Annotated in this window: 19 protein-coding genes; 9 read left to right on the forward strand and 10 right to left on the reverse strand. The window is 46.2% G+C overall.

What is annotated here, in order from left to right; all coding sequences use genetic code 11:
• Positions 1 to 13: 13 nt before the first annotated feature.
• Both FTV08_RS04565 and FTV08_RS04570 read left to right on the forward strand, forming a co-directional pair.
• Positions 14 to 673 carry a riboflavin synthase gene (locus tag FTV08_RS04565; protein WP_004644909.1) on the forward strand — a complete coding sequence of 220 codons (660 nt, stop codon included), beginning with the start codon at positions 14 to 16 and terminating at the stop codon, positions 671 to 673.
• A 109-nt stretch (positions 674 to 782) separates the two neighbouring features.
• Entirely contained in the window at positions 783 to 1,328 is a 546-nt protein-coding gene (locus FTV08_RS04570) for a VTT domain-containing protein (protein ID WP_004281049.1), read from the forward strand.
• A gap of 61 nt (positions 1,329 to 1,389) precedes the next feature.
• Here FTV08_RS04570 and FTV08_RS04575 read toward each other — a convergent pair whose 3' ends face one another.
• From FTV08_RS04575 to FTV08_RS04585, 3 genes are read right to left on the reverse strand one after another with little or no spacing between them, the layout of a single operon-like run.
• A complete protein-coding gene (locus tag FTV08_RS04575) occupies positions 1,390 to 2,019 on the reverse strand; it encodes a hypothetical protein (protein WP_180086766.1) in 630 nt (209 codons plus the stop codon).
• 26 nt (positions 2,020 to 2,045) lie between these two features.
• Positions 2,046 to 2,453, reverse strand: a complete 408-nt coding sequence (locus tag FTV08_RS04580; protein WP_180086767.1) for a DNA polymerase III subunit chi — start codon at positions 2,451 to 2,453, stop codon at positions 2,046 to 2,048.
• Positions 2,446 to 3,894: a leucyl aminopeptidase gene (locus FTV08_RS04585; RefSeq protein WP_004281052.1), complete on the reverse strand. Its 1,449-nt coding sequence runs from the start codon at positions 3,892 to 3,894 to the stop codon at positions 2,446 to 2,448. Before FTV08_RS04585 ends, FTV08_RS04580 begins: the two co-directional genes overlap by 8 nt.
• 156 nt (positions 3,895 to 4,050) lie before the next feature.
• Here FTV08_RS04585 and lptF point away from each other — a divergent pair, with 156 nt between their 5' ends.
• From lptF to FTV08_RS04605, 4 genes are all read left to right on the forward strand, one after another.
• On the forward strand, positions 4,051 to 5,151 hold the full coding sequence (gene lptF / locus FTV08_RS04590) for an LPS export ABC transporter permease LptF (RefSeq protein ID WP_004281053.1): 1,101 nt from the start codon (positions 4,051 to 4,053) through the stop codon (positions 5,149 to 5,151).
• Between the two features lie 2 nt (positions 5,152 to 5,153).
• Complete coding sequence (gene lptG / locus FTV08_RS04595; RefSeq protein WP_004281054.1) at positions 5,154 to 6,224, forward strand: LPS export ABC transporter permease LptG; 1,071 nt, start codon at positions 5,154 to 5,156, stop codon at positions 6,222 to 6,224.
• A 124-nt stretch (positions 6,225 to 6,348) separates the two neighbouring features.
• Positions 6,349 to 7,896, forward strand: coding sequence for a 2,3-bisphosphoglycerate-independent phosphoglycerate mutase (gpmI, locus tag FTV08_RS04600; protein WP_180086768.1), 1,548 nt, complete (start codon positions 6,349 to 6,351; stop codon positions 7,894 to 7,896).
• Positions 7,897 to 7,926: 30 nt separating this feature from the next.
• The gene (locus FTV08_RS04605; protein ID WP_005263947.1) at positions 7,927 to 9,099 is read left to right on the forward strand and encodes a S41 family peptidase; all 1,173 of its coding nucleotides are present in this window, start codon (positions 7,927 to 7,929) and stop codon (positions 9,097 to 9,099) included.
• Here FTV08_RS04605 and FTV08_RS04610 read toward each other — a convergent pair whose 3' ends face one another.
• Genes FTV08_RS04610 through FTV08_RS04620 form a run of 3 tightly spaced genes read right to left on the reverse strand, consistent with a single transcriptional unit; the run spans position 9,100 to position 12,762 of the window.
• A complete protein-coding gene (locus tag FTV08_RS04610; RefSeq protein WP_180086769.1) occupies positions 9,100 to 10,524 on the reverse strand; it encodes a sigma-54 dependent transcriptional regulator in 1,425 nt (474 codons plus the stop codon).
• Positions 10,525 to 10,538: 14 nt separating this feature from the next.
• Positions 10,539 to 12,104 (reverse strand): PAS domain-containing sensor histidine kinase, encoded by a 1,566-nt coding sequence (locus tag FTV08_RS04615; RefSeq protein ID WP_180086770.1) that lies wholly within the window; start codon positions 12,102 to 12,104, stop codon positions 10,539 to 10,541.
• 22 nt (positions 12,105 to 12,126) lie between these two features.
• A complete protein-coding gene (locus FTV08_RS04620; RefSeq protein ID WP_004281059.1) occupies positions 12,127 to 12,762 on the reverse strand; it encodes a response regulator in 636 nt (211 codons plus the stop codon).
• Positions 12,763 to 12,981: 219 nt separating this feature from the next.
• Here FTV08_RS04620 and FTV08_RS04625 point away from each other — a divergent pair, with 219 nt between their 5' ends.
• A complete protein-coding gene (locus tag FTV08_RS04625) occupies positions 12,982 to 14,043 on the forward strand; it encodes a serine hydrolase (RefSeq protein ID WP_005101483.1) in 1,062 nt (353 codons plus the stop codon).
• 57 nt (positions 14,044 to 14,100) lie between these two features.
• On the opposite strand, the gene thrC is transcribed toward FTV08_RS04625, so the two are convergent.
• The 4 genes from thrC to xerD form a co-directional block, all read right to left on the reverse strand.
• Positions 14,101 to 15,240: a threonine synthase gene (gene thrC, locus FTV08_RS04630; RefSeq protein ID WP_004281061.1), complete on the reverse strand. Its 1,140-nt coding sequence runs from the start codon at positions 15,238 to 15,240 to the stop codon at positions 14,101 to 14,103.
• 56 nt (positions 15,241 to 15,296) lie between these two features.
• On the reverse strand, positions 15,297 to 16,604 hold the full coding sequence (locus tag FTV08_RS04635) for a homoserine dehydrogenase (protein ID WP_034605826.1): 1,308 nt from the start codon (positions 16,602 to 16,604) through the stop codon (positions 15,297 to 15,299).
• A 127-nt stretch (positions 16,605 to 16,731) separates the two neighbouring features.
• Entirely contained in the window at positions 16,732 to 17,541 is an 810-nt protein-coding gene (locus FTV08_RS04640) for a DsbC family protein (RefSeq protein WP_180086771.1), read from the reverse strand.
• A gap of 99 nt (positions 17,542 to 17,640) precedes the next feature.
• Complete coding sequence (gene xerD, locus FTV08_RS04645; protein WP_180086772.1) at positions 17,641 to 18,558, reverse strand: site-specific tyrosine recombinase XerD; 918 nt, start codon at positions 18,556 to 18,558, stop codon at positions 17,641 to 17,643.
• A 174-nt stretch (positions 18,559 to 18,732) separates the two neighbouring features.
• Between xerD and FTV08_RS04650 the strand changes: the two genes are divergently transcribed.
• Positions 18,733 to 18,993 carry a FeoA family protein gene (locus FTV08_RS04650; RefSeq protein ID WP_004281065.1) on the forward strand — a complete coding sequence of 87 codons (261 nt, stop codon included), beginning with the start codon at positions 18,733 to 18,735 and terminating at the stop codon, positions 18,991 to 18,993.
• Complete coding sequence (locus FTV08_RS04655) at positions 18,990 to 20,846, forward strand: ferrous iron transporter B (protein ID WP_180086773.1); 1,857 nt, start codon at positions 18,990 to 18,992, stop codon at positions 20,844 to 20,846. The genes FTV08_RS04650 and FTV08_RS04655 overlap by 4 nt, the downstream gene beginning before the upstream one ends.
• Positions 20,847 to 20,883: the final 37 nt, after the last annotated feature.

The following is a 20,883-nucleotide window of genomic DNA, read 5'->3' on the forward strand; positions in this document are numbered from 1 at the left end:
AAAGGAAATAAAAATGTTTACAGGTATTATCGAAAGCCTCGGCAAAGTCGAAAGTCTGCAAAGCGTTGGTGGTGATGTACGTTTACGCATCCAGACCGATCTGGACATGTCTGATGTACATCTGGGTGATTCTATCGCGACCAATGGTATCTGCCTGACCGTGATCGACTGGGGCGAGAACTGGTATGCGGCTGATGTTTCCCGTGAAAGTCTGAACCGGACCACGCTCGGCACCTGGAAAGCCGGTCAACCTGTCAATGTTGAAAAAGCCATGTTGCCGACTACGCGTTTTGGCGGTCATATTGTGTCAGGTCATGTCGATGCAGTCGGCGAGATCACCCTGGTACGTGAAGATGCACGTTCAATTTATTATGAAGTGACTGCACCTGCTGAAATTGCCAAATATCTCGCAGAAAAAGGCTCGGTCACAGTCGACGGCATCAGTCTGACGATTAATCATTTGCGTGGTAGCGTGATTAGTCTGAACCTGATTCCACATACTGCTGAACGTACCAATATCGGTACCTGGAAAGTCGGTAGCAAGGTCAATCTGGAAGTGGATGTATTGGCACGTTATATCGAGCGTTTATTGCTCGGTGATAAAGCCGCCCAAACCACTGAACAATCAAAAATCAGTATGGATTTCCTGGCTGAAAATGGTTTCTTAAAATAAGAGAAATGTTGATTTACTGAACAGTCTGATTGAAAAATTAGACTGTTTTTTTATTTTTCGGGATAATCAGCAGTTCAACTTGCAAATATTGCCTTGGTGGACGGGTCGAATGCTCGATTTTTTACTTAACTTGGAACAGTCATTGCCGCTATTGCTCGATCAATATGGGGTATGGATTTATGCAATCCTGTTTCTGGTGATTTTTGCAGAAACCGGTTCAGTGTTTTTCTTTTTCCTGCCCGGCGACAGTCTATTGCTGGCTGTGGGAGCTTTATGTGCCAGCAGCGATCTGGTGACCCTGCATTCGATGGGGCTGTTGTTATTCACTGCTTCGGTGCTGGGCTATAGCGTGAATTATTACACCGGAAAAGTTCTTGGCTTAAAATATTTTAATCAACATTCACGCTATTTTAAGCCGGAATATATGGTGAAAACCAACCACTATTTTATGAAACATGGCGGTAAAACTATTTTAATCGCACGTTTTATTCCCTTTGTCCGCTCATTTGGCCCTTTTGCTGCCGGTTCAGCGCATATGAGCTTTGCCACATTCAGCTTTTATAATATTGCGGGTGGCATCCTCTGGATTGGCACTTTATTAAGCATTGGCTATCTGCTCGGAAATGCTGCCTTTATGCTGGCAGATTTTTTGTAAGATGCGACATAGAAAATAAAAAAGCCCGAATTTTCGGGCTTTTTTAATGTGAAAGGATCATTTAAATATTGCGTGGCTGATCAGAAAATTCAGAATTTTTCAGCATATACTCGATTTCTTCTTTGGCTGCCGCACGCATTTTTTCACGAAGTGCATTCACGGTCTGTTCAATCACGGTTTCTGCCTCAAGTTCCAGACGTAAACGCACACTTTCTAATTCGGATAAAATGGACTGGTCCTCAATCTGGAGGCGACCTCTGGCAAAATCAAAAGTCGTCTCAGGATTTTTTGCATAACGTGCGACATAGTGCTGCACTTCAGTCTCTAGATGCGTATTTATTTCAGCAAGCACCTGACTCTGTTCGCTAAATTTACGCTGTTCTTCAAGACGTAGCTGTTCTTGATAGGCCTGTTCTTCGGCACGTTTCTCGGCCAAGGCTTTTTCAAGCGCAAGCTGTTTGCGAATGCGGGCTTCTTCAATCAATTCGGCTTTGCGCTGCGCATAGGCGGCTTCGATCTTACGTTCAGATTCCTGCTGCAAGCGCTGGTCGCGACTCTGCCATTCTTCCAAAGACGTTTCTGGCTTTAAAATATCGCAGATCCGAGAGAGGTCATCGATAAAGGTCTGACGTACAGCTTCCGGTACATTTAACCAGCGCTGTTTAAAATCGGGACCTACATTTAATGCCACGTGCCTCTCCTTGTGGATGATATCGGTTAAAGCTTATGGGTGTCCGGCTCAATACCTAAACGACGATATTGCTTGAATTTTTCACGACCCAGCTGTTTAGCCATTTCATGGTTTTCAATGATCTCAATAATGTGACTAAATTTTGCGTAAGGTTCAAGTGCTTCCGGATTAAAATTGAAAATAATCCAGTCGGACTGTTCCGGTAGTGTTGCCGAAATACAGACCGTGGCCTGAAGCTGGTCAATACCATGTGGAATAAAACTGAATGGATCAAAACTCCACAAACATTCATCCAACTGCTGTTGCAAATCTGTATCGGCACACAATAACCAGATTCGCGCCGGCTGGCGCAGAATCTTACGGCATAAACGACAAGTGCTGTCCACTTGTCGTTCAGGGCTTTTTTCAAATAAATAAAAGCTGACTTTAGCCATTGCTTTGAACGCGACTCGTCAGGAATTGCATCAATAATGGAACTGGACGGCCGGTTGCACCTTTATTGGTACCTGAGTTCCATGCCGTACCTGCAACATCCAGATGTGCCCAGCGATATTCACGGGTAAAACGTTGCAGGAAGCAGGCTGCAGTCACAGAACCAGCTTTTGGACCACCGATATTGCCAATGTCGGCAAATGGTGAATCCAGTTGTTCCTGATAGTCTTCCAGTACCGGCATACGCCATACCCGGTCAAAGGAATGCTGGCCGGCAGCTTCTAGTTCTGCTGCCAGTTTATCATCTGGCGTGAACAGACCCGTTAGTACTGAACCCAAAGCGACCACACAGGCACCGGTTAAGGTCGCAATATCAATCACCAAAGCAGGATTAAAACGTTTTACATAGGTCAAGGTATCACATAGGACCAAACGACCTTCGGCATCGGTATTCAGGATTTCAACCGTCTGACCGCTCATGGTCGTTACGATATCACCAGGACGGGTGGCTTTGCCTGAAGGCATGTTTTCTGCTGCAGCGATGGTTCCCACCACATGTAGAGGTAAGCGGGCTTCGCACAATGCACGCATTGTACCGAGTACAGAAGCTGCACCGCACATGTCGTATTTCATCTCGTCCATGCCTGCGCCTGGTTTAAGGGAAATACCGCCGGTATCAAACGTAATGCCTTTACCCACCAAGACTACCGGTGCTTCGCTACGCTCTGACTGATATTCCATGCTGATAATCCGACCAGGACGCTCTGAACCTTTACTTACCGCAAGGAAGGCGCCCATGCCTAAATCTGCCATTTGCTGTTCATCCAGCACTGTGACTTTAAGTAGGTCTGGATATTCAGCCGCCAAAGCCACCGCCTGTTCTGCAAGATATTCAGGGAAACAGATATTGCCCGGACGGTTGCCCAGGTCACGTGCCAGATTTTGTCCGCTTTGCACTGCTTGTACCAGTTGCAACTGTTCGGTAGTTAAGACGCTATGAGTGGCAATCAGGTCGATCTGCTCGAGCACAAATTCATTCTTCTTGGATTTATATTCATCATAACCATAGCTGGCCTGAGTCAGGAAGAGCGCAAACAGATAATGGAATTCTTGTGGAAGTTGTGTCAGATCTACAGAAATCTGTTTGAATTTTTTTTGAGTGACTTGAATAATAGTTTGCGCGATTTTTGCAAGTTTTGCCGGTTGCAGTTCAGCGACCTTGCCTAAACCAATTAGTGCTGCATGGCTGGACTGGCTCACCTGACCAATCAGGCTCAGGCTTTCCGCCAACGCTGCCTTGAATTGAGAGGCTTCAATTAATGTGTCTAAATTATTGATTTGATAGGTTGCGGTTGTATTCTGAAGTTGTTCTGAGTCAACTAAAATCAACAAAGATTGACTTGATCCATTCTCTGGGAATGACGTATTAATTGTAAGTTTCATATTCTGTTTTCACGCCTGTCTAGATGGGTAAATCATTCAGTCATTGAAACATTTATCCGAATAGATTTTCAATGGGCAGGGCGGCCTAGGTTTTATATTTTTGCTATTAGGGTAAACTAGCACTCGTTTTATGGACCTTATTTTGGAAGAATTAATTTGATTATTCGGCGTTATCTGGTCAAGCAAGTTGTCTCGACATCCTTGGTGGTGATTGCCTTATTGACCTTGATCATGATGGGCGGTCGACTGATCAAGTATTTTGGTGTCGCGGCGCAAGGCCGTCTGGATGCAGGCATTTTATTTAGCATTATTGGCTACCGTTTGCCTGAATTCTTGACCCTGATTCTTCCGCTCGGTTTCTTTATTGGACTGATGCTGGTGTTTGGCCGTTTATATGTCGATCATGAAATGGCCGTGATGAATGGCAGTGGCGTCAGTCGGCATCAATTGGCGCGTCTACTGGTGCCGATGACCCTGGTGTTTTTGATTGCTCAGGCCGGATTGATGCTGTGGGCTGCGCCGTGGGGCATTCGCCAGTTTGAAGCCCTGACCACCAGTCAGGCGGTACGTACCGGCTTTGACCTGGTGCGACCGAAAGAATTTATCTCCTCTGGGCCCTATACCATTTATGCCGGTGACCTGTCAGAAGACCGTAAAAATTTAAAAGATATTTTCTTTTATCAGCGTGCGGAAAAAGAAGGCAAACCGGATGTGATGATTCTGGCGCAGGAAGCCACCCGAATTGAAGTACCGAATGATGCTGCCAATGTGGTCGATCTGGTTAACGGACGCCGTTATGAGATCTATCCGGGTACACCGCAATATACTCAAGCTGAATTTGAAAGCTATCGTCTGCGCTTAGAAAGCGATGAAGAAGCGCAATTTGCCAGTACTGAAGTTGAGGCCTTACCGACCTCGCAATTGTGGCAGAACCGTCAGGATCCTGTGGTGGCCAGTGAGTTGGGCTGGCGGGTGTTTGTTCCTTTTGCGATTCTGATTGCCCTGATTCTGGCTGTGGCCTTGTCTGAAGTGAGTCCACGACAGGGTCGATATCTCAAGTTATTTCCTGCCCTCATGATTTTTGCCAGTCTGATTGTGGCCTTGATGGCAGTGAAGACCCGGATCAGTAAAGAAGAAATGGGCATTTGGGCCTATCCATTGATCCTGATAGCTTATGCAATTGCTGGTGCCTTGTTCTCACGTAAACAGAAATTAGGCCCGAAAATCAAGAAACAGATTCAGCGAGTGAGGTCTTAACAATGTTGGCACGTCGTATAGTTGCAAAACATGTGACCCAAACCACTGCGCTGGCCATGCTGGGTGCAACCGCGGTATTGGCGGGTTTACAGGTATTATTTACTTATCTGGGTGAGCTTGGCTCGCTCAAAGATGGTTATGGTGCCTGGGATGCCTTGAAATATGTGCTTTGGGGGGCACCAAATTATTTATATGAAATCCTGCCGATTTCTGCACTGATTGGTGCAGTTTTAGGTCTTGGTACATTAGCCTCGAATAGTGAGCTGATTGTGATGCGTTCGGTTGGTGTGAGCTTATGGCGCATTGTCGGCTGGGTCATCCGTTCAGCACTGCTGTTGGTGGTGTTGTCTTTTGCCCTGAGCGAGTGGGTCATTCCGTATACCAATGAACAGGCCAAAAGCGTCAAGAGTGCTAGTAAAGCCGCTCAACTCGGTGAAGTGCGTGGTTACTGGACTCGGGAAGGGCAGCGCTTTATTTATATCGATTATGCTAACTCGCAAGGCCAGCTGAAAAATGTGCAGATGCTGGACTTTGACCAGAACTATCGTTTGCGCGGTACCTTGCAGGCAGATCAGGGGCAATTCGTTAAAGATGGTTCCTGGACGCTGGACAACACAGAGCAGTTCGATATTTTACAAAATGGCAATGCCACGCTGGTCAAGCAGCAACAGCAACCTTTAGCGCTGGCATTGCAGCCCAAATATGTGCATATGGTGACCATTGATCCTGAAGATTTATCGCCGAGTCAACTGGTCAGTTTCATGAGCTATATGCATGAATACAGCCAGGTACCAAAAACCTATCAGCTGGCCTTCTGGCAAAAACTTGGCTCTCCATTTGCTCTGATCGCCTTGGTGGTGATCGCCTGTTCATTTATCTTCGGGCCGTTGCGTCAGCAATCCATGGGTTTTCGTCTGGTAATAGCTTTATTTGCCGGACTGGGTTTCTTCTATCTGCAGGATTTCCTCGGCTATGCCAGCTTGATCTATGCACCGTCTCCGGCCTGGTTCGTGTTTATTCCGATTCTGATCATGTTCGGCATCGGCGGCTACTTGCTGCATCGGGCACGCTAAACCATAGGAAAATAGAACAAATCAATCATCATGAGAGGCCTAAACCATAGCCGGGTCATGGCCTCTTTTTATAAACTTCGCTAAAATAGAGCGATTAATTCGTAGACGAACAGAGTATTTCATTATGACGGATGCAACTGCTGGCAAAATCCCTCACGTTTTGGTGATTATGGATGGTGTGGGTCATCGCGAAGCGGTCGAAGACAATGCGTTTTTAGCAGCTAAACGACCAAATTTAACTGCGATACAGGACAAGCATCCGCATGGTTTGATCTCGGGTTCTGGTGAAGATGTTGGCCTGCCAGATGGCCAGATGGGTAACTCTGAAGTCGGACATATGAACCTCGGCGCAGGTCGTGTGCTGTATCAGGACTTTACACGAATTACCAAAGACATTCGTACTGGCGACTTCTTTGAACATGAAGTCCTGGTCGATGCGGTGGAGAAAGCCAAAGCTGCAGGTGGGGCAGTACATTTGCTTGGCCTTTTGTCTGAAGGCGGTGTGCACTCACATGAAGATCATATCGTGGCGATGGCAGAGCTAGCGCTGAAACGCGGTGCGCAAGTCTATTTACATGCATTCTTAGATGGTCGTGATACGCCGCCTAAAAGCGCACAACCTTCTTTAGAAAAGCTTGATGCCTTATTCGCACAATATCCAGGTCAAGGTCGTATTGCGACTATGATTGGCCGTTATTTTGCCATGGACCGTGATAATCGTTGGGATCGTGTTGAACAGGCCTATCGCTTGCTCACTGAAGGTGAAGCAGTTCGTACGGCTACCAGCGCAGTTGAAGGTCTGGAACAGGCTTATGCGGCTGATGAGTCGGATGAGTTTGTCAAATCGACCCGTATTGGCGAGCTGGCAAAAATCCAGGATGGTGACAGCGTCGTATTCATGAACTTCCGTGCCGATCGTGCCCGTGAATTGACTCGCGCATTTGTAGAAAAAGACTTTGCAGGTTTTGAACGTAAAGTCGTGCCGAATTTGGCGAAGTTTGTCATGCTGACGCGTTATCAAGCCACGATTGATGCACCTGTAGCGTATATGCCTGAAGCGTTGAAAAACTCGATTGGTGAATACTTATCTGATTTGGGTAAAACACAGCTGCGCATTGCGGAAACAGAAAAGTATGCGCATGTGACTTTCTTCTTCAGCGGCGGCCGTGAAGATGAATACCCAGGTGAAAAACGTATCCTGATTCCATCGCCAAACGTAGCCACTTATGACCTTAAACCGGAAATGAGTGCTTATGAAGTGACTGATGAGCTGGTGGCTGCGATCAATTCAGGTGAATTTGACCTGCTGGTGGTGAACTTTGCCAATGGTGATATGGTCGGTCATACGGGTGTATTCGATGCTGCGGTGAAAGCTGTTGAAGCGGTTGATACCTGTTTGGGCCGGGTTTATGAAGCGGTAATGGCGCAAAAAGGTCATATGATTGTGACTGCCGATCATGGTAACGTAGAGCAGATGCAGGACTATCACAGTGGTCAGGTACATACTCAGCATACCACTGAATTGGTTCCGTTTATTTATGTCGGCCCAACTCAGGCCACGATTGCAGAAGGCGGTGTATTGGCAGATGTAGCACCGACTTTATTAAGTCTGATGCAAGTTCCGGTACCTGCTGAAATGCAAGGTCGTAACCTGATTCAGCTTGATGCATAATTTTCGATAAAATTCTAAAAAGGTCAAAGAATGGCAAGAACACGCTGGAAGTCTGTTGTAATACCATGCTTACTGATGTGTTTGAGTCATTCAGCTTGGGGTGCGGGTTCAAATGAGCCGGCATTCGATGATATGGAAATGGATGGGCAGGTCTATTCCGAAATTCCTGTGGCATCCATTCAAGAATTCGTACAAATTTATGGCATCGTAAAAGATAATTATATCCAAGATAAAAATGACGATGCCTTGTTTCAACAGGCCATTCAGGGTCTGGTCAGTGGCTTAGATCGCTATTCCCGTTATTTGTCGCCTGAAGATTATAAGCAACTGCGTGAATATACCGAAGGTGATCTGGCCAGCATTGATTTTGATCTGCAATTTGACCCGCGGTTGAAGCAATGGGTAGTTCAGGGACTGAGTTCCGATGCTGATTCAGCCAAGCAGGGACTTCGAAATGGCGTCACGGTTTATAAAATTGACGATCAGGTATTAAATAGCCTGAATCAGGAACAAGTCCGGCAGTTATTGAGCGGAGCCGTTGGCTCTACGCTCATGATTCAGCTCTCCCCGCAAAGTCCGGCCGTTCGTCTGGTCCGCAATACCAAACTGGATACTGAAATTAAATCGAGCCTGCACAATAATCAGGTTCTGGTTTTACAGGTCAAGGTTTTTCAGCAAGATACTGCCAATGAAATCAAACGTCTAATCGAAAGCTATGCCGACAAGCGCTTAAAAGCCGTGCTATTTGATTTACGCAATAATCCCGGTGGCTTACTCTCGGCTGCAGTTGAATCTGCCGATTTATTTTTGAATCAGGGCGTGATTGTGTCGACCAAAAGCCGCGCTGAAGGTAATCAGCAATTTCAGGCCTTGCCGAGTTTTGAGTTTCAGAATCTGAAAGTTGGGGTATTGATTAATAACCGCTCGGCTTCTGCAGCAGAAGTGTTTACAGCAGCCCTGAAAGAACATAACCGTGCCTGGGTCGTAGGCGAAAAAAGCTATGGCAAAGGCGTAGTACAGAAACTCTTTCCTTTAAGCAACGGTTCGGCTCTACAGATGACAGTATCGCAATACTTTAGCCCGAGTGGCCAGATGATTGAAGGGCGGGGCGTACAGCCGCATTTCAACTATCCGTTTAAGCAGGAAATGCGTGAGGAGAGTTATCTGGAACATGTCACAGACTTGCTGCTCCTGCAAAAATAATTATTCGTCTTCTTCGGTATCCAGTCCGAACTTTTTCAAACGATAGCGCAGGGAACGGAATGACATGCCGAGTTTTTTGGCGGCCAGTGTCCGGTTCCAATGGGTCAGATTCAGCGCATTCAGTAAAATTTCTTTCTCGACCTTTTCCAAATATAGTTCTAGACCCTCTTCAGGCAGCTTTTTAGGTGCAATCAGGGTTTCGGTCGCAATGATCTCGCTCGTGAGCGTATTTATCTCCTGAGGGCTGTTAAGCGCATGACGTAGCGGTGCACTCTGCAAATGCTGAAGATCAATCCGCTCTTCATCACTTAAAGTAATTGCGCGTTCCATAATATTACGCAATTCACGTACATTACCTGGATAATATTGTTCCAATAAGAACTCTTTGCTACGTTCGGTCAGTTTTTTATTGGGAATGCCCCATTCCTGGCAAATCTTCTGAATAAAGTGTTCGGCCAATAACAGAATATCCTGGCCTCGTTCACGTAATGGCGGTAAAGTCAGATCCATTACATGAATACGGAAATATAAATCCTGACGGAATTTGCCTTGTTGCACCAAGGCTTCCAGATCCTGATGCGTGGCACTGATCACACGGAAATCCACATCAATTTCGGTATCCGAACCGAGTGGACGAATACGTTTTTCCTGTACGGCACGTAACAATTTGACCTGCATAGAAAGCGGTAATTCTGCAATTTCATCCAGAAACAGACTGCCACCATGGGCAGATTGAATCAGTCCCTGTTTGTCCTGAGCAGCGCCGGTAAAGCTGCCTTTCTTATGCCCAAACAGTTCGCTTTCCATCAACTCAGTCGGAATGGCGCCACAGTTAATCGCAATAAAAGGACCTTCATTGCGGTTACTCAGGCGATGGACCAGATTGGCCACGACTTCTTTACCTGTTCCCGATTCACCAGTGATAAAAACCGGTGCTTGGGATCGGGCAATTTTTTGTAAGGTAATACGTAGTTGCTGGATCGGCAGGGATTGTCCAATCAGCATTTTATGTTCAAGCGCTTCATTTGGATTATTATGCGAATAATCCACCGGTTTATTCAGGGCTTTTTGTAAGAGTTGTTCCAGATGTTTCTGATTGATCGGTTTGCTGACAAAATCAAAGGCCCCGGCTTTGAGCGCAGCAATGGCGATTTCCATGTTGCCATAGGCGGTCAGAACTGCGACCGGAAGTGCCGGATAGAGGCTGCCAATCCAGTCCAGTAACTCCAAACCATTGCCATCGGGCAGGTTTAGGTCAGTCAGACAGGCATCATATTGATGATTGGCAAGGCATTTTTTAGCATCTTCCAAACGGTGGGCAATGTGCGTACGAATTCCCATGCGCAGCAATGACATTTGCATGAGGGTACACAAATCTTCCTCATCATCCACCAAAAGCACCAGTGGTTGTTGTTCCCCATTCATCTTCCTTGACCCCTTTAAAGCGTAATACGTTGACAGCTGATGCGAAAGCATGCGCCCTGTTCTTGTTGTATATAGTTTAATTGTGCCTGATTTGCTTCGCAAAAACTATGTGATAAATACAATCCTAATCCGGTACCACTAATCGATGTGCTAAAAAAGGGTTTGAACAATAGAGCTTGATCATGTACGGCTACGCCAGAGCCAAAATCCCGTACATCAATCCAGACCCGATGTTCATAAGGATGCACATTCAGCTGAATATAGGCTGCATCTGCTGAATTGTGACGAATGGCATTACGAATCAGATTAATCAGGATTTGCCGGAATTGTGCTTCATCAAACTGAATCACTAGCGGGATATCAATATTAAATTGAATCTGATCGCAAATATCGGCCAGATCTTCCTGGATAAATAACGGGATAAATTCATTGAGATGAATCGGTATCGGGTGGGTTTCTTTATTTTTGACCATATTCAGCGTGTCCTGAATAATCCGGTCAATCCGGGTCGCCTGTCGGCCAATCATCTGCTGGAGTAGCTGTTGCTGTTCAGTTTCTGAGTCCAGATACAAATCATTGGCCTGCACAATGGCCGCCAAGGGGTTGCGAATTTCATGGGCAATACTGGCTGAGAGTTGACCCAGTGCAGCAAGTTTAAGTTGCTGCACCTGCTGATTCAGTTTTTTGGCATCCTGTAACACCAGTAGCATTAGAGTCTGATGCGGCACAATCAGTTTTTGCACCTGCACATGAATATTATAGCGACTTTGCTGGGATTCAAACTGAAAGCGCTCACCATTTTCTAGCGTTTCAAAATGGATCAGTTCAAATAAATCTGGCTGTGATTGAGATAAAGTAAATTTCTCATGGCCGTATTTGGACTCAATTCCAAGAAGATTACAGGCGGCAGGATTACTGAGTACCACATGGTAGTTTTCATCCAGCACCAGATAACCGGTTTCGATCTGCTCCAGAATATAGCGGTTAATATTCTGTAAGCGATGCAGTTCCAGCGATTGAGAAAAATTCAGATTTTCCAAAATCTGAAAACGCCGCACGGCAATTTGTCCGGTGCCATAGACCACAAAAAACAAAAAGGCCAGCAGGGCGCTATTACTGATATTACTGAGTGATGAAAATGCAAAAATACTGCCGATAAAATGCTGATAAATAACGCTGATAACAGCAACCAGCGTGACAACTAAGGCCTTTTTTGCATCTAATAATAAAGATGCAGAAAAGATGGTAATCACAAACAGCAGCCCGATTTGCAGATTAGGACCATCACTGGCCAAAGTCAGCAAACTTAGAACGCAGACATCGCTAAAGAAAATCATGATCAGCTGCGGCTGGATCAGTCGTCTGATCCATTTCAGCGCAAACAGCTGTACGGTATTGATCGCAACCCCGATTCCCAGCGCATAATAATACAGCTGCGGATATTGATAATCGGTGGTGAGTTCGGGGTAGGTCAGCAGAAAAATCAGCAGTAGGCCGGTGCTGATCAGCAAGCGATAAGCGCTATACCAGATACCGAGATGATATTGATTCAGTTCAGCATAGTTTTTTTGTTGTGCCATATGCACCGGAAATCGTTAAAAGCTAAGGTTTAATGAGTCCATAGCGCATGGCCAGATGAGTCAGTTTAACATCGCTATCGATATTCAGTTTTTCAAAAATACGGTAACGATAAGTATTCACGGTTTTAACACTCACAAAGAGTTTGTCGGCAATTTCCTGGGCGCTGATACAATTCACCACCATCATCGCCACTTGCATTTCACGTTCTGACAATGCATCAAAAGGGGATTGTTGTGTATCAGAAAGGTAAGAGCTGGCTAACTGTTCCGCAATGTCTGCACTGAAATATTTGCCGCCTTGCATGACTTTGTTAATCGCACGGACCATTTCCGAAATCGGGGCCCCTTTGGTGATATAACCTTTGGCACCGGCTTTCAATAACAGGGACGGATAAGGCTCTTCTGCTAAACCGCTAACCGCCAAAACTTTGGTTTCCGGCGCACTCTGAAGTAGACGGCGCGTGGTTTCTACGCCACCAATGCCCGGCATATTCACATCTAACAAAACTACATCAGGATGATGTTGACGAACCAGAGAGATCGCTTCTTCACCAGATTCAGCTTGTCCAATTACCTGAACCTCCGCATGGTCTTCTAGCATTCTGCAAATTCCAGTACGAACTAATTCATGGTCGTCCACAACTAAAACTGTGATCACCTACGCTCTCCCTCTGTTAAAAAAATCATTTTTTTGTTACATAAAGCAAAATAAGCTTGCAATGAAAGTACAAAATTAGCAATCCTATTCGCGAGATTAAATCTGAAACTTATCACACAGTGTCAAGAACAAAAAATGTTCGGCATTGTGTTTAAATGTAAGGCATATTAGAGGTAATACGCAAATCAATCTTACCTCTGTTAGTTGAGTGAAGGAATAGTGAAGAAAATAAACAAGTCTTTAAGGCATCTACTCGGCCTGTCCGTGTTAATCAGCATGAGCACGACAAGTTTTGCTGAAATCATTATGAATTCTGGCACGGCAGAGGGCGGTTCCAGCATTAGTTGGTCTTCTGAAGAAGTTAACCAGTTAATGAGCGATGATTTTAATGCATCTGCCAATGAGCCTTCGCCACCCGGGTCTGCCACAGTGACCACCACTTTGCGTCAGGCCGGCACAGCAGTGCCAGCAGCAGCCAAACCTGCTTATACTGCGCCGCAGATTATTGATACGAATCATTTTAGTAATCAACCTTCTGTCAATGCACGGGCTGCACTGGTCATGGATGCGCAAACCGGTGAAGTGCTGTTTAGCAAAAATACCAATACTGCCTATCCGATTGCATCGATTACCAAGCTGATGACAGCGGTGGTGATTTCTGATGCACGTCTAAACATGTCTGAAAAAATTACCCTACAACAGGCTGATTTTTCCTGTTCAGGCTGTAAAAGCTCAAGCTCGACTTTAAGAGCAGGGGACAGCATGAACCGTGCTGAAGCTTTATTATTTGCTCTGATGAAGTCCGAGAACCCGGCTGCTGCTGCTTTGGCACGCACTTATCCGGGTGGTCGATCAGCATTTATTGCCAAAATGAATGCCAAAGCCAAAGAGCTGGGTATGAATTCTACCCACTTCATGGAGTCGACAGGTTTGCATCCGGGCAACGTGGCATCAGCTCGTGACTTAGGGATTTTGGTGAATACTGCCTCTCAATACGGCCTGATTCGTCAGTTCTCGACCACGCCAAGCTATGACTTTAACTTGGGTTATCGTGTATTGAAATCTAATAATACCAATGCCTTGGTACGTAATGGCGGCTGGAATATCAATATTTCTAAAACCGGTTTTATTAATGAAGCAGGGCGCTGTGTGGTGATGCACACGACTCTGAATAACCGTCCGGTGGCGGTGGTACTTTTAGGCGCAAACAGCTCACAGGCGCGTACCAATGATGCGACCCGTTTAATGAGTTGGGTCAGCCAGCAACCTAAACGAATCTAATTGATTGGTTCATAAAAAAACCCTGCAAGTGCAGGGTTTTTTTAATTCTGGCCGGAATTACATATTCGACAGAATAGAGTCTTTAACTTGACTCATAGTTGCATCAATCGACAACATCACGGCATCAGCACATTGCTTGATAGCAGTGTCTGGATCTTTCAGACCGTTACCCGTTACGGTACATACGATCACTGAACCTTCAGCAATTTTACCCGCTTTAATGTCACGGATCGCGCCGCCGACAGACGCAGCAGATGCAGGCTCTACGAATACACCTTCATACATAGAAAGCAGACGTTGAGCTTCAAGAATCTCCGCATCAGTCAGTTCATCAAACCAGCCGTTTGAATCACGAACAACCGCTTTAGCATGATTGAAGCTTTGCGGATTGCCGATACGAATCGCAGTTGCAACAGTTTCCGGATTTTCTACTGGACCGCCACGAAGGAAAGGTGCAGCACCAGACGCTTGATAACCTGCCATGATTGGCAAGCCTGCCGGTTTAGGACCAGTGAAAGCATCAGTTTCAGCATCGTAAACGACTTGCTCAAATTCTTCTTTCGACTGGTTGGCAACCGCTTCGGTATAACCCATCCAGTGCGCAGTGATGTTACCCGCGTTACCGACTGGCAGGCAGTGATAATCCGGTGCACGACCTAAAGCTTCAACGATTTCATAAGCAATGGTTTTTTGACCTTGCAGACGGTACGGGTTGATTGAGTTTACAATCGTTACCGGTGCCTGATCGGCAACTTCTTTAACCAGACGCATACCGTCATCAAAGTTACCGCGAATTTGCATGGTGATCGCACCATACATCATCGCTTGAGCCATTTTACCCATGGCAATTTTGCCTTCAGGGATAAGCACGAATGCTTTGATGCCGGCACGAGCCGCATAAGCAGCCGCAGCCGCAGAGGTGTTACCAGTAGATGCACAGATGATGGCTTTAGAGCCTTCTTCAACGGCTTTGGTCACCGCCATAGTCATACCGCGGTCTTTAAATGAACCAGTCGGGTTTAAGCCCTCGTACTTCACATAAATTTCAACATCTTTACCAATAATGCGTGGAATATTCTCAAGCTTGATCAGTGGAGTATTACCTTCACCCAAAGAGATCGCACGAGTAGTTGCAGACACTGGTAAACGGTCGCGATAGCGGTCAACTAAACCAGTATAACGATTGGCATTCGACATGATGATGTTCCAATTGTGTGTAGAGCTTGGCAAGGGGAATCCTCCCCTCAACCCGATTAATTATCAAGCGATTCTAAACGAATTCGTACAATTTCGCCATGAATGACGGGTAATGCTTGAATTTGTGAAAGCGCTGCATCCATTTTTGATTCGACGATAGGATCGGTCAGAATCACGATAGGAATAAGGTCTTTGGATAAACGCGGTTGCTGCATGATTGCATCAATACTGATGCCGGCACGACTGAGAATCGTGGTGACATCGGCAAGCACGCCCATCTGATCTTCGGCATTAATACGGATGTAATAGCCGGTAGTCATTTGTTCACGACTCAAGATCGGTAAATCACTGAGCGCTTCAAAAGCCAGTTGTGGAATGGTGCCTGCGCCATCTTCTGTATAAATGATGTCACGAACAATATCGACCACATCGGCAACAACCGCAGAAGCCGTTGGTCCTGCACCTGCGCCAGCGCCATAGTACAGTGTAGGGCCGACCGCATTGGCTTGTACCAGAACCGCATTTTTTACACCATTCACATTGGCAATCAGCTGGTCATCTGGAATCAGGGTCGGGTGTACACGAAGTTCAATCCCGGCATCGGTACGGCGAGCAATACCTAGGTGTTTAATCCGGAAACCGAGGTCTTCGGCATATTTCACGTCTTGTGCAGTGACTTTGCCAATGCCTTCAGTAAAGACTTTGTCAAACTGTAGCGGAATACCAAAGGCACACGAGGCCAGAATGGTGAGCTTGTGAGCCGCATCAATGCCTTCCACGTCAAAGGTCGGATCGGCTTCGGCATAACCCAGTTCTTGCGCTTCTTTCAGCACATCTTCAAAAGCGCGGCCTTTTTCACGCATTTCACTAAGAATGAAGTTACCTGTGCCGTTAATAATACCGGCCAGCCATTCAATCTTGTTGGCTGCCAAACCTTCACGGATCACTTTAATAATTGGAATGCCACCAGCCACTGCGGCTTCATAGGCAATTTGCACGGCATTGTCTTCAGCCGCTTTAAACAGTTCATTACCGTGTTCAGCCAAGAGTGCTTTGTTGGCGGTTACAATATGTTTGCCATGTTTCATGGCTTCCATGATGACTTCATAGGCAGGATGAATTCCGCCCATGACTTCAACCACCACGTCTACATCAGGTTGACGCACGATGTCCATCAAATCAGCACTTTGTTTGACCGATTCTGGCAGATCCAGATCAGGACGTGGACGACGGGTGCCTACATGGGTAATTTCAATTTCACGACCGGTGCGACGTTTGATCTCAGCAGCATTTTCTTTTAATAGTTTCAAGGCACCACCACCTACAGTACCAAGACCGAGGATTGCCAGACGAACTGGTTTCACGTCACACTCCAAATTAAACAGTTTTTTACAAGAACCTAGATCATAGCTAAAAAAACCGCCTGACTCTAGGGTCATTTTCAGAATATCTTTATCTATAAATTAAAGTTAAATAACGTATTAAAATGAGTTATTTAAGCCGGTTCAATAATTCCGAGGTAGACAGGTAACCGCCCAGATAAGCCCCTGCTGAATTATAAATGGCAGGGGTGCCATTCACGCCCATATTCAGACCCATTTGATATTGATCTTGAACAGGATTTTCACATTTTTCTGCGCTAATCTGTGCACCGGCAATCGCCTGGTCAAACGCACTACGGCGGTCGGCACTGCACCAGATCGCTTCCATGGCTGGCATATGCTGTTCACCACGCGGCCAGGCGATATAACGCACTTCAATGCCTTTGGCATTCATCTCATCCATTTGCTCATGGAATTTATGGCAATACGGACAGCTGACATCGGTAAACACATAAACCACATGCTTGGCTTTGCCTTTAGCTGGATAGACCAGCAAGTCTGCTGGCTTGAGTTCAGCAAAGAGTTTATTGTTGATGCCTGCCTGCAGGTTTTCGCTGACATTGTGTAGCTGTTTGTCGCCGAGACGGATCACATCGCCCTGAATCAGATATTTACCGTCACTGGTGACATAGACCGCAGACATGCCTTCCAGACTCACCCAGTACAGGTTCGGCACTTCAGTGGCTTTAATGTCGGTAATTTTGGCACTGATGCCAGCGGTTTTGAAATGCTTTTCCAACGTAGACGCCAGACGCTGTTCTGCATTGCGTTCGGTCAGGGTAGAGGCTTCGCCCGTCGCAGGTGCGCTTGCAGTCAACTCTTGCTTTTTATCGTTGTTAGTGGAATTGGAACACGCAGTCAGACCCAAACCAGCAGCAAGTGTGCAAGCCATAAAAATTTTTGAGCGGGCAAATGTCATAAAAAACCCTTTTCTTCTTGGATTAAAAACAGAGTATTAGCATAACAAAAAAAAATACCCACACGTCAAACTTCTCAGTTTATTCCATCCGGATATGTTTTAAGCACGTGGATGATGGGTGGCATGCAGCTGTTGCATCCGTACCTGTGCCACATGGGTATAAATCTGGGTGGTAGACAGATCACTATGCCCGAGCAACATCTGCACTACGCGTAAGTCTGCGCCATGATTGAGTAAATGTGTCGCAAAGGCATGACGTAAGGTATGCGGTGACAGTTCGGACTGAATGCCGGCCTGCAGCGCATAACGCTTAATCGCATACCAGAAATTCTGCCGGCTCATGATGCCGCCATGCTGGGTCAGAAACAGATGATCGGTCGAAGTCTTATACAGTTGCGGACGGGCTTCGTTCAGATATTTTTCTACCCATTCACAAGCCATTTGTCCCATCGGAACCAGGCGTTCTTTATTGCCCTTACCGACGATACGTAAATACCCCTGTTTTAAGTTGATCAGTTCCAGACGTAAGTTAATCAGTTCGGTCACCCGGAGTCCGCAGGCATACAGCACTTCGAACATGGCTCGATCACGCAGTCCTAATGCCGTGTTGATATTAGGGGCATGAATTAAGGCTTCGACATCTGCTTCGGAGAGATCTTTGGGTAAGGCCCGGCCCAGTTTTGGGGTTTTATGTGCAGCCACCGGATTGTCACTACGCAGTTTTTGCTCGCGCAGAAATTTATAAAATGAACGCAAGGCAGACAGGCAGCGGGCAATCGAACGTGGACTTTTTTGCTGTTTGGTCAGTGCAATCAGCACATCGGAAATATCATCATGATTCCATTCCGGCAGAGGCTTGCTCAGGCATTCTGCACATTGCACCAGGTCGGACAAATAGGCATTGCGGGTATGCGGGCTGACCGTTTGTGCAATCAGATAATCACGAAAACCCTGTAAATAACTGAACGCATCAGGAATCTGGACAGGGGCAGGAATACGGGGTTTTTTATTCAGCATAAGGTGAAAGGATCTGATCTGAAAAAGCGATAATCGGGATTGGTATTCTCCACTGTAGTTTAATTTTATGACGGTGTCGATGTGGTATAAGGCTAAATCGAAATGTAATTAATCTTATTTGTTAATTATTCTCATTTGTTTGTATACTGTACAAAATAGTTTAGGAATTTCACGGTGCGTTTGTCTGATTTAAAAGCAAAACAAATTGCCATCATTCGAAAAGTGAGTCGAACAACTGATGGTGAAAGTGCTCTACACGATGTCGTCGCGAGTCGTTTGGAAACTTTAGGCTTTGTACCAGGTACAAAGGTACAGGTCATTACTAAAGGTATTTTTGGTGGAGATCCCATTTTGATTCAAGTTGGATTCACACGTTTTGCTTTGCGTAAATCAGAAGCAGCCAAAATTGAAATTGAACAGGCGGTGTCGGCATGAGTGATACATTACGTATTGCCCTTGTCGGTAACCCTAACTGCGGTAAAACTTCATTATTCAACCACTTAACCGGAACACGCCAAAAAGTCGGTAACTATGCGGGTGTGACGGTTGAACGTAAAGTCGGTACATTTCAGCTTGCCTCAGGCAAAGCGGTACGGGTACTGGATTTGCCGGGAACTTATAGTCTGGATGCAACCAGTCCAGATGAAGAAATCACCCGCAACGTCGTACAAGGTAAAATCGCGGAAGAGCAAGAGCAGGATGCATTTTTGTGTGTGGTAGATGCCACCAATCTGAAATTGCATTTGGGTCTGGTGCTGGAAATGATTCAGCTGGGTCGTCCGGTGCTGGTTGTGCTGAACATGATGGATGAAGCACGCCGTCGTGGCATGCAGATCAATACCCAGAAGCTGTCTGAGCGACTGGGCGTACCTGTGGTAGAAACGGTGGCTGTGCGCAATTCAGGGATTGAAAACCTGAAAAATGCGCTAGATCAAGGCAAGTATTCTTTACCACAGACCGAACTCAGCGGCTTGAAAGGTGACAGTTACCAGCGCGTGGAAAATATTCTGAATGACGTGGTCAATTTCGTCGATCAGGAAGATAAACGTACCGACTTCCTCGACAAGATTTTTCTACATCCGGTATTGGGTTTACTCAGCTTAGCCGTAATGATGTTCGTGATTTTCCAGGCGGTATTTGCCTGGGCTGCGCCGTTTATGGATGGGATTGAAACCTTCTTCGGCTGGCTGGGTGAGTTCCTCGGCGAATATATTTCGCACCCATTACTGAATAGTCTGGTGGTAGATGGGATTATTGCCGGTGCAGGCGGAGTAGTCGTATTCCTGCCACAAATTCTGATTCTGTTCTTCTTTATTCTGGTACTGGAAGAATCGGGTTATTTACCGCGTGCAGCCTTCTTGCTCGATAAACTGATGTTTAAAGCCGGTTTATCAGGACGTGCCTTTATTCCGTTATTGTCCAGCTTTGCCTGTGCCATTCCCGGCATCATGGCATCGCGGACCATCAGTGATCCACGAGATCGTTTAACCACGATTTTTGTTGCACCTTTAATGACCTGTTCGGCGCGTTTGCCAGTTTATGCCTTGCTAATTGCGGCATTTGTACCCGCACAAACTGTCTGGGGTTTCCTGAATCTGCAAGGTCTGGTGCTTTTCGGTCTTTATATGGCAGGTATCGTAAGTGCCTTGCTGGTGTCTTTTGTGTTGAAATTCTTCCACAAAGATAAATCACAGCACATGCTGCTGATGGAACTGCCAAGCTACCGTTTTCCGGACTTGAAGAACGTTTGGATCGGCTTATTGGATCGCGGCAAAATCTTCTTGAAACGTGTCGGCGGCATCATCTTCGCCTTATCGATTGTGCTGTGGTTCCTGTGTACGTTCCCGCAGCCACCAGAAGGCGCAACCCTGCCGGCCATTGATTATTCATTGGCAGGGATGCTCGGTCATCTGATGCAACCGATCTTTGCACCCCTCGGTTTTAACTGGCAGATCTGTATTGCCCTGATTCCGGCGATGGCAGCGCGTGAAGTGGTCGTTGCAGCACTGGGCACAGTCTATGCGATGTCGGCAGTTGATGAAGATGCGATGTCTGAAGGTCTGGCTGCGCTGATCAGCGGTGGAGGTGATCTGGGCTGGTCAGTTGCGACAGGTTTGTCTTTGCTGGTGTGGTTTATTTATGCACCACATTGTCTAGCGACTCTGGCAACGGTTAAACGTGAAACCGGTTCCTGGAAAACTGTCAGTATCATGACCATTTACCTGTTTGGTCTGGCATATTTCATGTCATTCCTGACTTATCAAATTGCTTCATATTATTTGGGCTAAATCTCAGTTTGGCCTTGGCCAATTGAGTGTGCTGCAT

Source organism: Acinetobacter sp. YH12226 (genome assembly GCF_013417805.1).
GTDB lineage: Bacteria > Pseudomonadota > Gammaproteobacteria > Pseudomonadales > Moraxellaceae > Acinetobacter.